We start from the raw sequence: 14,098 nt of genomic DNA, 5'->3' as shown, positions 1-14,098 counted from the left end.
GTTGGCGATGAGCGATACTAGCTGGGTGCTTCCTTTCCTCCTGATGATCGTCAAGAGCCTCGTGCTCTTGGTGGTCCTCCTCGTCTTTATCGCTTACGTGCTTTACGCCGACCGGAAGATTTGGGCGGCGGTGCAATTGCGGCGCGGACCCAATGTCGTCGGCCCCTTCGGGCTCTTCCAGAGCTTCGCCGACATGCTGAAATTCGTGTTCAAGGAACCGGTAATCCCGGATGGCGCGAATAAGGGCATTTTCCTTCTTGCCCCCTTCGTCATGGGCATGTTGTCACTGGCTGCCTGGGCGGTCATTCCGTTAAGCGATGGCTGGGCGATCGCCAATCTGAATGTCGGCGTTCTTTATATTTTCGCGATTTCCTCGCTCAGCGTTTATGGCGTCATCATGGGCGGCTGGGCATCGAATTCGAAATATCCTTTCCTCTCGGCCCTGCGCTCAGCGGCGCAGATGGTTTCCTATGAGGTTTCGATCGGCTTCGTCATTGTGACGGTGCTGCTCTGTGCCGGCTCGCTCAATCTCAATGACATCGTGGTGGCGCAAGATACCAAGTTCGGCATTCTGGGCTGGTATTGGATTCCTTTGTTCCCGATGTTCGTCATCTTCTTCATCTCGGCGCTTGCCGAGACCAACCGCCCGCCTTTCGATCTCGTCGAGGCCGAATCGGAGCTCGTCGCCGGCTTCATGGTCGAGTATTCCTCGACCCCCTACATGCTGTTCATGCTTGCCGAATATGTGGCGATCATGACCATGTGCGCCTTGATGACGATCATGTTCTTCGGCGGCTGGCTGTCACCCATTCCCTTCCCACCCTTTACCTGGGTGCCGGGCGTCATCTGGTTCACGCTCAAGGCCTCGCTGTTCTTCTTCATGTTCGCGATGGTGAAAGCCTTCGTGCCGCGCTACCGCTACGATCAATTGATGCGGCTCGGCTGGAAAGTGTTTTTGCCGATCTCACTGTTCATGGTCGTTCTGGTCGCCGGCGTCTTGCACGCTACCGGCTGGGGCGCGGGCATGGGGCAATAGAGCCACGGAAAAGAACATGCGCCGCCACTTTCGGGTGTAGGGCACATGCTTCGGCAAGGAAACGATATGAGACTCGATTCTGCCGCTAAGGCGCTTTTTCTCAAGGAATTCGTGGGCGCTTTCGCGTTGTCCATGCGCTATTTCTTCAAGCCGCGGCCGACGCTGAATTATCCGCACGAGAAGAATCCACAATCGCCACGGTATCGGGGCGAACATGCGCTACGCCGTTATCCCAATGGCGAGGAACGCTGCATCGCCTGCAAGCTTTGCGAGGCGATCTGTCCGGCCAAGGCGATCACCATTGAGGCGGGTCCCCGCCGCAATGACGGAACCCGCCGCACGACCCGCTACGATATCGACATGGTGAAATGCATCTATTGCGGTTTCTGCCAGGAAGCCTGTCCGGTCGATGCGATCGTCGAGGGTCCGAACGCCGAATTCGCGGTCGAGACACGCGAGGAATTATATTACGACAAGGATCGGCTCCTGCAGAACGGCGCCCGCTGGGAGCGCGAGATCGCACGGAATATCGCTCTCGACGCGCCCTATCGCTGAGGAACCGATCATGGATGTTCAGGCGTTTTTCTTCACGCTCTTCTCGACCGTCATGATCGTGTCGGCCATTATGGTCATCGCGGCGCGCAATCCGGTCCATTCCGTCCTGTTTCTGATTCTCGCCTTCTGCAATGCGGCGGGACTCTTCGTCATGCTCGGCGCTGAATTTCTGGCGATGATCCTGGTCGTCGTCTATGTCGGCGCGATCGCGGTTTTGTTCCTCTTCGTCGTGATGATGCTCGACGTCGACTTCACCGAATTCAAACAGGGCTTTCTCCAATATCTGCCGGTTGGGGCCTTGATCGGGGCGGTCGTTCTCGTCGAACTGTTCCTTGTCCTTGGCTCCTGGGTCGCGGGCTCTGGCTCTGTCACCGCCATTGCGACGCCCGTGCCGCCCGGCATGTCGAATACGATGGCGCTCGGCCGCGTGCTCTACACTCAATATCTCTATCTATTCCAGGCGGCGGCTATGGTTCTGTTGACCGCCATGATCGGCGCCATCGTTCTGACACTGCGCCATAAGGTTGGCGTCAAGCGCCAGGACATCGCGGCTCAAAACGCCAGAACCCCTGTGGATGCTATCGAAATCCGCAAAGTGGCTTCTGGCCAGGGCCTGTGACGCCAAACGAACGAGGTCGAAAACCATGACGGTCCCGCTCACCCAATATCTTCTGGTTGCCGCGATCTTGTTCACGATCGGTGTCGCCGGCATCATCCTCAACCGGAAGAATATTATCATCATCCTGATGTCGGTGGAATTGATCCTCCTCTCGGTCAATCTCAACCTCGTCGCCTTCTCGGCCTCTCTCGGCGATCTTACGGGACAGATCTTCGCTCTGTTCATCCTGACGGTCGCAGCGGCGGAGGCGGCTATCGGCCTCGCCATTCTCGTTACTTTCTATCGCAATCGCGGTTCCATCGCGGTCGAAGACATTCATATGATGAAGGGTTGAGCCGGTTATGCATGCCGCAATCGTCTTCCTCCCCCTGGCCGGCTTTCTGATTGCCGGGATTTTCGGACGCGTCATTGGCGCGCGAGCCTCGGAAATCGTCACGACGAGCCTGTTGTTCGTCGCGGCTCTGTTGTCCTGGATCACGTTCGTGCAGGTCGGCCTTGGTGTTGCTCCCGCGCGCACCGAGCTTCTTGCTCCCTGGTTCGACTCTGGCGCGCTTCAGGTCGATTGGGCCTTGCGCATCGACACGCTGACGGCGGTCATGCTCGTCGTCGTCACGACGGTTTCGGCGCTCGTGCATCTCTATTCGATCGGCTATATGCACGAGGATCCCTCACGGTCGCGCTTCTTTGCCTATCTCTCCTTCTTCACCTTCACCATGTTGACCTTGGTGACGGCGGATAATCTGGTGCAGATGTTCTTCGGCTGGGAAGGTGTCGGTCTTGCGTCCTATCTTCTGATCGGCTTCTGGTACGAAAAGCCTTCCGCTTGCGCCGCCGCCATCAAGGCTTTCGTCGCCAACCGCGTCGGCGACTTTGGCTTTCTGCTTGGAATTTTCCTGGTCTTCCTCCTCACCCATTCGGTGAGCTTCGATCAGGTCTTCGCCGCGGCTCCCAGCCTTGCCGGCAAGAGCTTGCATGTCTTCGGACATGATTTCGATGCCATGACCATCACATGCCTGTTGTTATTCATGGGCGCGATGGGTAAATCCGCGCAATTCCTGCTGCATACGTGGTTGCCCGACGCGATGGAGGGACCGACCCCGGTTTCCGCTCTGATCCATGCGGCGACAATGGTGACCGCCGGCGTCTTCATGGTTGCTCGCCTCTCACCCTTGTTCGAGCAGGCTCCTGTCGCTCTTTCCTTCGTCACGATCATCGGTGCGACGACGGCTTTCTTCGCCGCCACTGTCGGCCTTGTGCAAAACGATATCAAACGCGTCATCGCTTATTCGACCTGCTCGCAGCTCGGCTATATGTTCGTGGCGCTCGGCGTTGGTGGTTATTCACTGGGTATCTTCCACCTATTCACCCACGCCTTCTTCAAGGCCCTTCTGTTCCTTGGCGCCGGCTCGGTGATCCATGCCATGCATCATGAGCAGGACATGCGGAAGATGGGCGCGCTGCGGGACCGCATTCCCTTCACCTTCTGGATGATGACGCTCGGCACGCTGGCGCTGACCGGATTTCCGCTGACAGCCGGTTATTTTTCCAAGGATGCGATTATCGAGGCGGCCTTCGCTTCTGAGCGCACGGGCGCCCTCTATGGTTATGTCGCGACGGTCGTCGCCGCTGGCCTTACATCCTTCTATTCCTGGCGCCTGGTGTTCATGACCTTCTTTGGTCCGGCTCACTGGGGCGCGGATGCCCATGCGGCCCATGATGATCACGGGCATGCCCATGCCTCCGGACACGACGATCATGGCCATGCCCATGCGCTCGAACCGCATGAGCCGCCCTTCGTCATGCGTCTGCCTTTGCTGATCCTTGGCGCCGGCGCCGTGTTCGCGGGTCTCTTGTTCGATCATTCCTTCATCGGGGAAGGCCAGGAAGGCTTCTGGAAAGAGGCTCTGTTCTATGGACCAAACAACCATATTTTCCATCAAATGGAGGAAATTCCGCGTCTTGCCGGTCTTGCACCGACCTTCATGATGGCTCTTGGTTTTCTGGTCTCGCTTTATGTTTATATCCTGAGACCGGGCACAGCCCAGCGCTGGGCGCAGACCAATCCGCTCGTCTACAATTTCCTGCTGAACAAATGGTATTTCGATGAACTTTATGACCTCATTCTGATCCGTCCCGCCTTTTGGCTCGGCCGGCTGTTCTGGAAGAGGGGCGATCAAGGGTTCATCGATCGTTTCGGACCGGACGGGGTTTCTGCTGTCGTGATCGATGTCACCCGGCGCGTCGTGAAATTGCAGACCGGTTACATCTACCATTACGCATTCGCCATGCTCATCGGTGTCGCCGCGATCGTCACCTTCTATGTCGTCGGAGGTGTGCACTAATGTTCGGCTTCGGTATTCTTTCAGCCCTCATTTTCCTGCCCCTCGTCGGCGCGCTCTTCATCGCGTTGCTGCCGGGAGACAGTGAAGCCAGCCGTTCCAGCGCGCGCTGGGCCGCCTTGATCACGACCCTGATCACCTTTGCGTTATCGGTCTATGCCTATACGCAATTCGATCCGGCCTCCTCGGCCTTCCAGCTCATTGAGGAAAAGAGCTGGTTCGGGCTCGGGCTCGTTTACAAGCTCGGTGTCGATGGCATGTCGATCCCGTTCCTGGTGCTGACAGCCTTCCTCATGCCTTTCTGTATCCTTGCGTCGTGGGAATCGATCCAGACCCGCGTCAAGGAATATATGGTGGCCTTCCTGATCCTGGAGAGCCTGCTGCTCGGCGTCTTCACCGCGCTCGACACCATTCTCTTCTATCTCTTCTTCGAAGGCAGCCTCATTCCGATGTTCCTCATCATCGGCATATGGGGTGGACCGCGCCGCATCTATGCGAGCTTTAAATTCTTCCTCTATACGCTCGTCGGCTCGCTTCTGATGCTGCTCGCCGTCATGGCCATGTATGGGATCGCCGGGACGACCGATATTACGGTCCTTCTGAAGACAGCGTTTCCGGCCTCCATGCAGAAATGGCTGTGGCTTGCCTTTTTTGCCTCCTTTGCCGTCAAAATGCCGATGTGGCCGGTCCATACCTGGTTGCCGGACGCTCACGTCGAGGCGCCGACGGCGGGGTCGGTCATTCTGGCCGGCATTCTCCTGAAGATGGGTGGTTACGGTTTCATCCGCTTCTCCCTGCCCATGTTCCCTGAGGCCTCGGCTTATTTCGCGCCGCTCGTGTTCGCCTTGTCGGTGATCGCCATCATCTATACGTCGCTGGTCGCGCTCGTTCAGAATGATATCAAGAAGCTGATCGCTTATTCGTCCGTGGCTCATATGGGCTTCGTGACCATGGGGCTGTTCTCCATGACGGAGCAGGGCGTGCAGGGCGCCATCTTCCAGATGGTGTCGCATGGCATTGTCGCCAGCGCTTTGTTCTTGTGCGTCGGCGTTGTCTATGACCGGCTGCATACACGTGACATCGCGGCCTATGGCGGTATTGTCGAGCGCATGCCGCGCTATGGCACGGCCTTCATGATCTTCACCATGGCCAATGTCGGTCTGCCGGGCACGTCCGGGTTCATCGGTGAGTTCCTCACCATGATCGGCACTTTCCAGATCAACAGCACCGTTGTTCTCTTTGCGGCGACAGGCGTCATTTTCTCGGCGGCCTATGCGCTTTATCTCTACCGCAGGGTCCTTTTCGGGGCCTTGGAAAAAGCGAACTTGAAGACGCTGCTCGATCTTTCGGGACGCGAAATCGCTCTTCTCGCGCCCCTGATCGTTTTGACACTTTATTATGGGGTGCATCCCGCTCCCATTCTCGATGGTTGTGCGGCGTCGGTTGAAGCTCTTATCCGGGGTTATGACGCGGCACTTTCCCTTGCGCATACGGCATCGCTTGTTTCTCCCGTTGCCATCCCCTGATCCATCGGTCACCCCCTCCATGAAAAGGGGAGGGGTGGCGTCAATGAATTGGAATCGCGTTGGAATCGTCACGTCGCGATCCCGTGCCCAAATCGTGTAAAAGGCTTGATCGATGACCCCGCTTCCCGTCGTTCTCGCGCATGCCCTTCCAGAACTCATCCTGGCGGGTGGTGTGTTGTTGCTCATTCTCATCGGCGCGATCCGGGGTAAGGACTCCGACGGGCCGATGACAGAACTGGCGGTCGGATTGCTCGGCATCGCCATCTTGACCCTCGTCCTCGGCACCAAAACCCAGGCGGTTCTGTTCGATGGGTCCTTCATCGACGATGCGTTTGGGCGCTTCATGAAAGTGCTGGTTCTGATCGGCTCGCTCGTCAGCCTGATCATGGGGCAGACCTATCTCGCGCGCGAGAAAATCGACAAATTCGAATTTCCGATCCTCATTCTTCTGTCGACACTCGGCATGCTGATGTTGATTTCGGCCACCGGGCTCATCGCGCTCTATCTCGGCCTCGAATTGATGTCGCTCGCGCTTTACGTCATCGCGGCTTTCCATCGCGATGACGTCAAGGCCTCCGAGGCTGGCCTCAAATATTTCGTGCTCGGCGCCTTGTCCTCGGGCATGCTCCTTTATGGTGCATCGCTGATCTATGGCTTCGCCGGCACTGTGAATTTCACGGGCATTGCGACGGCTCTGCATGGTGAGACCTCGCTCGGCGTCGTGTTTGGCCTCGTCTTCCTGACCGCGGGCCTCGCCTTTAAAATGTCCACCGTGCCGTTCCATATGTGGACGCCGGATGTCTATGAAGGCGCTCCGACGCCGGTTACCGCCTTTTTTGCCTCGGCTCCAAAATTGGCCGCCATCGCCATCACAATGCGGATCATGATCACCGCCTTTGCCGGTATCAAACCGCAATGGCAGCAGATCATTGTCTTCATCTCGATCCTGTCGATGGCGCTCGGTTCCTTCGCCGCGATCGGCCAGACCAATATCAAGCGGCTGATGGCCTATTCGTCGATCGGCCATATGGGCTTCGCCTTGGTCGGTCTTGCAGCCGGCACCGAAACCGGAATTCAAGGCGTGCTGGCCTATATGGCGATCTATCTCGTCATGACGCTTGGGACTTTCGCCGCGATCCTTTCCATGCGGGTCAATGGCGTTAATGTGGAACAGATCAGCGATCTCGCTGGCCTTGCGCGCACACGTGGGTCTATGGCCTTCTTCCTGGCGATCATGATGTTCTCGCTGGCCGGCATACCCCCGCTCGCGGGTTTCTTCGCCAAATGGTATGTCTTCAATGCGGCGATCCAGGCGCATCTCTATCCGCTCGCTGTGATCGGCGTTTTGTGCAGCACGGTGGGCGCCTATTATTATCTGCGGATCGTCAAGGTGATGTATTTCGACGATCCCGCCCCGGCTTTCGACAGGCCTACGCCGACTCTTGCGGCGGTTTTGATCGTGACCGGTCTCGCCGTTCTGCTCTTGTGTGTCTATCCCGGCTCCTTCGTGGAAGCGACCACCGTGGCGGCAAGGTCGCTGTTTTGATCGTGACGCTCATGGCAGCAGAGTCCCTGTCTCCTATCCGAAGGACTGACTCTGCTGTTTGACTTGGATGAACAGGCCGTCGCGCGTGCCTTTCGACTGGCCCATTTCGAAAAGCTTGGCTCCACCAATGATGAAGCCCTGGCACGGGCCAGGGCCGGCGATCCGGGTCGTCTCTGGATCGTCGCCGATGAACAGTCTGGAGGCCGAGGTCGCCTGGGCCGCACTTGGTCCTCGCCTGCCGGCAATCTCTATGCAAGCCTGCTCTTGCTCGATCCGGCACCTCCATTGCATCTTTCGGAACTAGGATTTGTGGCGGGTGTCGCACTCGCGGAAAGCGTGCGCGCCCTGGTGGATGCTGATCCGCGCCTAGGGATCAAATGGCCCAATGATCTCTTGTTCGCGGAGGCTAAACTCGGAGGCATCCTTCTGGAATCGACGCCGCTTCCGGGTGGAGGCCGCGCCTGCGTCATCGGTATTGGTGTCAATTGTCGGTCCCATCCTGACAATACGCCTTATCCGGCGACAGCCTTGGTCAAGATTGGTGATGCAGCATTGGCTGAAAAACCAATCGGGCCTGAGCATGTGTTTCGGGCGCTATCAGCCAGTTTGGCGCGATGGCTTGAAGTTTGGGCAGGCGGAAAGGAATTTGGCCAAATCCGCGTCGAATGGCTGAAATATGCAGCGCATATCGGCCGTACGATCCAAATCGTGCGGCCGAACGGGCGGATCGAGGGAATTTTCAAGTCTATTGACGCACAAGGGCGTTTGATTCTCACTGGACCGCAGGGCGAAAAAGTGATCGAAGCCGGGGATGTTTTCTTGAATGCGCCGCCTTCTGATGATTCAAAGGCAATGTAGAACGGGATTTTTGGGAATGATTTGGGGTGACAGTCCAGAAGTTCGGTTCGAGCCCCCTTGGTTGAATTCCATTCCTCAACTTCTCCCCGAAACGTCTCGTTCTCCCCGTCACGTTTTGATCTTTCTAGGCGTGGAGAGGGAAGGTCTCCGCGATGAGTGAGGTTGCGAACGAACTGGTCTTCGTGCCCCTGGGTGGTCTCGGCGAAATCGGGATGAATTTCGCCCTCTATGGCTTCGGACCCAAAACCAAGCGCAAATGGATAGCGGTCGATTGCGGTCTTGCTTTCGCGGGGCCGGAACATTTCGGCATCGACCTCATCCTGCCCAATCCAGCCTTCATCGAGAAATTGCGTCAGGATCTGGTCGCGATCATCGTCACTCACGCCCATGAGGATCATATCGGGGCGCTTCCCGATCTTTGGCCGCGCCTCGGTTGCCCTATCTATGCGACGCGTTTTGCGGCGAGCTTGCTCGAGGCCAAGCGTTTGGCGGAGCCCGGCGCTCCAGATGTTCCCCTGCTGACTGTCGATCAGGGAGAGGTTTTGCGTCTCGATCCCTTCACGATCGAATTCATTCCCATGGCGCATTCCATCCCCGAAAGCTGCGCCCTGGCGATCCGCACGGAAGCCGGTACTCTGATTCATTCCGGCGATTGGAAGATCGATGCCGAGCCGGGTCTTGGCAAGGAGACCGATGCCAAGCGCCTGACCGAGATCGGCGATGAAGGCGTTCTGGCTTTGATCTCCGATTCGACCAATATTCTGCGTGAAGGTATCAGCCCTTCGGAAGGCGATGTCGCGCGGGCATTGCGGGATATTATTTTGAATGCGACGGGCCGTGTTATCGTCACGACCTTTGCGTCCAATGTCGCGCGTATCCGCGCGGTCGCCGAGGCCGCCATGGCCGCGCGGCGCAATGTCGTTCTGGTCGGGCGCGCCATGGAGCGGGTCGTCGGCATTGCCCGCGATCTCGGCTATCTGGATGGCATTCCCCTGTTTCTCTCCATGGATGCCTATCCGCATCTGCCGCGTGACAAAGTCGTGGTTCTAGCCACCGGCAGCCAGGGTGAGAGCCGTGCGGCGATCGCGCGGATCGCCGAAGGCGAGCATCAGATCGTCAATCTGAGCCCTGGCGATCAAGTGATTTTCTCCTCCCGCACCATTCCCGGCAATGAGCGGGATGTCGGGCGGATCATCAATCAATTCATCCGTGCCGGTGTCGAGGTCATCACCGATCGTAATGCCCTCGTGCATGCCTCTGGACATCCAAGGCGTGGCGAGGTGGAACAGCTCTATCGCTGGGTGCGGCCGAAAATCGCCGTCCCGGCTCATGGTGAGGAGATTCACCTTGCCGAACATGCGCGTTTCGCACTGGAGCATGGGGCCGAGCAAGTGGTGCGCGCCCGTAATGGAGATCTCGTTGTTCTCGCGCCGGGCCAGGCCGCGATTATCGGTGAGGTGCCTTCTGGTCGTCTCTACAAAGACGGCAACAGCCTGATCAAGGCCGATGACGATGCTTTGCGCGCGCGACAGAAGCTTGCTTTTTCAGGGATCGTGACCATCGGTATGGCGATTACCGCGAAGGGCGATCTGGCCGGCGTGCCGGATGTGGTGATTGCTGGCATGCCGGGCCGGACCCAGGATGGCGCCGTGATCGATGCGGTTGTTGACGAAGCTCTCTTTCAGACCTTTGATCATCTGCCGCGTCAGAAGCGACGCGATGCTGATCTTGTCTCCTCGGCGATTGAGAAGGCCGTGCGCAATGCCGTCGCCGCGGCCTGGGGCAAGAAGCCCGCGGTCCATGTTCTGGTGATCGAAGTGTGAGAATGACGCGGATCATGCTCGACTTCGAAGGTTGAGCTGACCTGCTAAAATGTTTAAACCTTCGCGGTGGATTTATTTTCTCCTTGGCCACCTGATCAGGGAAGATCGCCGATGCGAGTGCGCGTGACCGGGCGTTTTATTTTCTCAGGCTTGATCGCGGGCACGATCCTCGTTGGCGGTGTTTTTGCCTTGGGCTCTGTGATGCGCAATGGTGGGCGTATGCATGCAGCCGATGCAGCCCATTTCGGTGGCCCTTTCGAACTCGTTGATCAGAATGGTGCCGAGGTCACGCAGGCGCGGTTCAGCGGACGCCCTCTGGTTCTGTTCTTCGGCTACACGCATTGTCAGGATATTTGCTCGACCGCGCTTGCCGATATGAGCCTATGGCAGGCGCAACTGGGCGACAAAGCCGCCTCGCTTCCCTTCGTTTTCGTGACCGTCGATCCCGAACGCGATACGCCAGCCGTGCTGCATGACTATCTGCAGAATTTCGCGGGCCATTTCATCGGTTTGAGTGGACGGGTGGATGCCGTCAAGAGCATGCTCGGCGAATATCATATTGCAAGCCTGCCCGTGGGCCGCTCCGACGGGTCTTACGACCTCGACCATACAGGGGGGATTTTCCTGATCAATGGTGATGGCAGTCTCGCGGGGACGATCGCCTCTCATGATGATCTGGGAACCGGGCTTGCCAAAATTCGCAGACTTTTGTTGCGACAAATGAGCTGACGGCCGAGAATTTGCGCTTCTTCCTGGTCGGTATCTGGATACGCCGATACCATCGTGTCATAATGCCCAGGCAATGCTTGAAGGCCGAATGTCTTTCGCGCCAATTCTGAAGCATAGTGCCTGGAGAATTTTGTGGGGCATTCGGCGAAACGGCAGGCGGGACAGGAGCGGCGTTTGATCGCCGCGCTCGCGGCCTATGTTTTCGTTCTGCATGCACTCATTCTGGCTTTCGTGCCGGCCCCCTCGCGCGCGGATTTCGATCTTGCCTCCGCCCTTCAGGATATTTGTCATCATGAGGGGGTCCCCCTTCAGGCGCCCGCCGCGCCGGATGATGCCTGCACGCTCGTCAATTTCTTCCTATCCTGTTGCGCGGGTGGCCACGAGGGGCTGGCACCACCGGACATTTCTGCCGGATTCACTCCTCGCCTGAGTGTTGCGATTGCTGGCTTTCCCCCTGCGACGGTTTTCTTCCGCGTTGCTAGGACTTATAGCGCGGCACATCCACGCGGCCCGCCTTTGAAGGCTTGAGGCTACTGCATCTCATCGCAAGGACCGAACCCGCTTGACGCACATGAGCCTGCAAGCCGGATCGCGCCTGCCTCTTTCTTTCTTTCTTATAGCGAGAGCTGACGCCTTCGCGCGCTCCGCCGGAATTCCGTCATGGTACCCACTTCACGCGGGCCGACGCGCAATCGCGCCTTGGTTCTCCATATTCCTGTTACTTTGCTAGCCTCGGCGAGTTCGTTCTTCTCGACTCCGGCCACAGCGCAAGAGCCTGTGGAATTGCAGGATATCGTCGTCACCGCCGATCATCCCTCGCTTGCCTCGGCCGCGGTTCCGCCGATCAAGCAAAAATATCAGCTGCCACAGACATCGCAGAGCGCCACGGCTGCAACCATCGCGGAAAAGATCAACATCATCGATACGGAAGATTCGGTGAAATATTTTCCCAGTCTCTTCGTGCGCAAACGCAATTACGGTGACACGCAGCCGACGCTCGCGACGCGCACCTGGGGTGTCAATTCCAGCGCCCGCAGTCTCGTCTATGCCGATGATCTCCTTCTCTCGGCTCTCATCGCCAATAATAATACGCTGGGCGCGCCCCGCTGGGGTCTCGTCTCACCCGAAGCGATCGACCGCGTTGATTTTCTCTATGGTCCCTTTGCCGCCGCCTATCCAGGGAATTCCATGGGCGGCGTTTTGCAGATCACGACGCGCATGCCCGATAAGCCGATCGCGGTCCTGAGTCAGAACGAAGCGTTCCAGACTTTCAACCGCTATGGCACGAAAGATACCTATCGGACCGATCAAACCAATGTCGTGATTGGCAATAGAAGCGGTGATTTTTCCTGGTTCATCACCGGCAATTATCAAAACAGCTATAGCCAGCCGCTTTCTTTCATCACCAGCGCGACATTTCCAAAAAATACAACGGGCGGCTTTGCCGCCTTGAACAAGCTTGGCGCACCGGCCAATGTCCTTGGCGCCGGTGGATTGTTGCATAGCGAGATGGCCAATATTTCCGGCAAATTCGCTTATGATATTACGTCCTGGCTACAAATGACCTATCAGATTGGCTTCTGGTCCAATCATACCAATTCATCCGTCCAGACCTATCTGCGTGATGATACCGGGGCTGCGACATTCGCGGGTCAGTCAAGTTTCGCGAACAATAATTATACATTGACGGAACAGCATCTGAGCAATGCCCTCTCGTTCAAGACGCATACAGGTGGTGTCTTCGATTGGGATTTGTCAGTCTCCAATTATTATTTTCTGTATGATAGTCAGAAAAGCCCCTATGGCGTGACGGCGACGGGCGCTGGGTTTACAACCAATGGCAAGATCGCGCGGCTCGATGGCACGAATTGGATCAATGGCGATTTCAATGGCATCTGGCGGCCTATGGGGCCGGGCAGCGAGCATGAGATCAGCTTCGGCCTGCATGCCGATCGTTATTTTCTGACCAATCCAACTTATGCCAGCTCGGTTTGGAACAGCGATGCGGAATCGAGCAATTCCCTTTATACGAACAGCCGTGGAACCACTGTCACCAAGGCCATCTGGGCGCAAGATGCCTGGCGCCTCGCGCAGAATGTCAAATTCACGCTCGGCGGACGCCTGGAGCAATGGCAGGCTTTCGGCGGTTTGAATCTCGCGACCAATGCGACGAGTGCCGGTGTCATCACCAGTACGACTATCCAGAATCAGCCGAGTCTGGATGCCGTGCGCTTCTCGCCCAAGGTGTCGCTCAACTGGGCGCCCTCGGCCGAATGGGACATTACAGGCTCCTTTGGCCAAGCCTATCGTTTTCCGACCGTGACGGAACTTTATCAGATTGTCGCGACGGGTGCGACTTTTTCGGTGCCCAACCCTGATTTACGGCCGGAGAATGTGCTGAGTGAGGAACTGGCCATCGTGCGGAAGTTCGACTCTGGCCACGTGCGTCTCTCATTGTTCAATGAGAATGTCTCCGACGCCATCATCGCTCAGACCAGCTTTCTAGGTGTCAGCCAAACGCCCACCACTTTCACGATGAATGTGGATGCCATCCGCAATAGCGGCGTGGAATTGGCGGCGCAGAAGGATCATTTCATTTTTGATGAGGTCGATGCCTTCGGCAGCGTGACTTATGTCGATTCCCGCATTCTCCAGGACGCGGGCTGGGCCAGTTCCACCGGCACGACAGTTGTCGGCAAACATGTGCCCTATGTACCCGATTGGCGTGTGACAGCTGGTGTCACTTATCATCCGACGCCAAACTGGGCGCTGACCGCTGCCATGCGCTATAGCGGCAAGCAATATTCAACGCTGGATAATACCGATGTCGTTCCCCAGGTGTTCGGCGCCTTCGACAGTTTCATCGTGGCCGATGTGCGTGCCCAATATAAACTGAGTGATCAGACCTGGATCAATCTCGGGATCGATAATATCAATAATGATAAATATACGCTTTATCATCCCTTTCCGGGGAGGACGTTTACCTTTGGAGCGCGCGTGCAGTTTTAAGCCTCTGCTGCAAACAAACAGACGCCTGTTTGTTTGCAGCCTTGTTCACGGCTTTCGC

Annotated in this window: 12 protein-coding genes; all 12 read left to right on the top strand. The window is 57.3% G+C overall.

The window, feature by feature from the left end:
- Nucleotides 1-7 precede the first annotated feature (7 nt).
- The 12 genes from nuoH to BIND_RS12015 all read left to right on the top strand — a co-directional run bounded on the left by nuoH (nucleotide 8) and on the right by BIND_RS12015 (nucleotide 14,040).
- The gene (gene nuoH, locus BIND_RS12070) at nucleotides 8-1,036 is read left to right on the top strand and encodes an NADH-quinone oxidoreductase subunit NuoH (protein WP_012385355.1); all 1,029 of its coding nucleotides are present in this window, start codon (nucleotides 8-10) and stop codon (nucleotides 1,034-1,036) included.
- A gap of 66 nt (nucleotides 1,037-1,102) precedes the next feature.
- Nucleotides 1,103-1,591: an NADH-quinone oxidoreductase subunit NuoI gene (nuoI, locus tag BIND_RS12065; RefSeq protein WP_012385354.1), complete on the top strand. Its 489-nt coding sequence runs from the start codon at nucleotides 1,103-1,105 to the stop codon at nucleotides 1,589-1,591.
- A 10-nt stretch (nucleotides 1,592-1,601) separates the two neighbouring features.
- On the top strand, nucleotides 1,602-2,210 hold the full coding sequence (locus BIND_RS12060; protein WP_012385353.1) for an NADH-quinone oxidoreductase subunit J: 609 nt from the start codon (nucleotides 1,602-1,604) through the stop codon (nucleotides 2,208-2,210).
- 25 nt (nucleotides 2,211-2,235) lie between these two features.
- Nucleotides 2,236-2,544 carry an NADH-quinone oxidoreductase subunit NuoK gene (gene nuoK / locus BIND_RS12055; protein ID WP_012385352.1) on the top strand — a complete coding sequence of 103 codons (309 nt, stop codon included), beginning with the start codon at nucleotides 2,236-2,238 and terminating at the stop codon, nucleotides 2,542-2,544.
- A 7-nt stretch (nucleotides 2,545-2,551) separates the two neighbouring features.
- Nucleotides 2,552-4,552 (top strand): NADH-quinone oxidoreductase subunit L, encoded by a 2,001-nt coding sequence (gene nuoL / locus BIND_RS12050; protein ID WP_012385351.1) that lies wholly within the window; start codon nucleotides 2,552-2,554, stop codon nucleotides 4,550-4,552.
- Nucleotides 4,552-6,075 carry an NADH-quinone oxidoreductase subunit M gene (locus tag BIND_RS12045; protein ID WP_012385350.1) on the top strand — a complete coding sequence of 508 codons (1,524 nt, stop codon included), beginning with the start codon at nucleotides 4,552-4,554 and terminating at the stop codon, nucleotides 6,073-6,075. Before nuoL ends, BIND_RS12045 begins: the two co-directional genes overlap by 1 nt.
- A gap of 112 nt (nucleotides 6,076-6,187) precedes the next feature.
- On the top strand, nucleotides 6,188-7,621 hold the full coding sequence (nuoN, locus tag BIND_RS12040) for an NADH-quinone oxidoreductase subunit NuoN (RefSeq protein WP_012385349.1): 1,434 nt from the start codon (nucleotides 6,188-6,190) through the stop codon (nucleotides 7,619-7,621).
- 63 nt (nucleotides 7,622-7,684) lie between these two features.
- The gene (locus BIND_RS12035) at nucleotides 7,685-8,479 is read left to right on the top strand and encodes a biotin--[acetyl-CoA-carboxylase] ligase (protein ID WP_012385348.1); all 795 of its coding nucleotides are present in this window, start codon (nucleotides 7,685-7,687) and stop codon (nucleotides 8,477-8,479) included.
- A gap of 152 nt (nucleotides 8,480-8,631) precedes the next feature.
- Complete coding sequence (locus BIND_RS12030) at nucleotides 8,632-10,302, top strand: ribonuclease J (protein WP_012385347.1); 1,671 nt, start codon at nucleotides 8,632-8,634, stop codon at nucleotides 10,300-10,302.
- A 111-nt stretch (nucleotides 10,303-10,413) separates the two neighbouring features.
- Nucleotides 10,414-11,031, top strand: coding sequence for an SCO family protein (locus tag BIND_RS12025; protein ID WP_012385346.1), 618 nt, complete (start codon nucleotides 10,414-10,416; stop codon nucleotides 11,029-11,031).
- Nucleotides 11,032-11,163: 132 nt separating this feature from the next.
- Nucleotides 11,164-11,559, top strand: a complete 396-nt coding sequence (locus tag BIND_RS12020) for a hypothetical protein (protein WP_041778067.1) — start codon at nucleotides 11,164-11,166, stop codon at nucleotides 11,557-11,559.
- A 132-nt stretch (nucleotides 11,560-11,691) separates the two neighbouring features.
- Nucleotides 11,692-14,040 (top strand): TonB-dependent receptor, encoded by a 2,349-nt coding sequence (locus tag BIND_RS12015; protein ID WP_012385344.1) that lies wholly within the window; start codon nucleotides 11,692-11,694, stop codon nucleotides 14,038-14,040.
- Nucleotides 14,041-14,098: the final 58 nt, after the last annotated feature.

This window comes from Beijerinckia indica subsp. indica ATCC 9039 (genome assembly GCF_000019845.1).
Classification (GTDB): Bacteria; Pseudomonadota; Alphaproteobacteria; order Rhizobiales; family Beijerinckiaceae; genus Beijerinckia; species Beijerinckia indica.
Note: the sequence above shows the minus strand (reverse complement) of the source record. Positions and strands in the feature narration are given on the sequence as shown.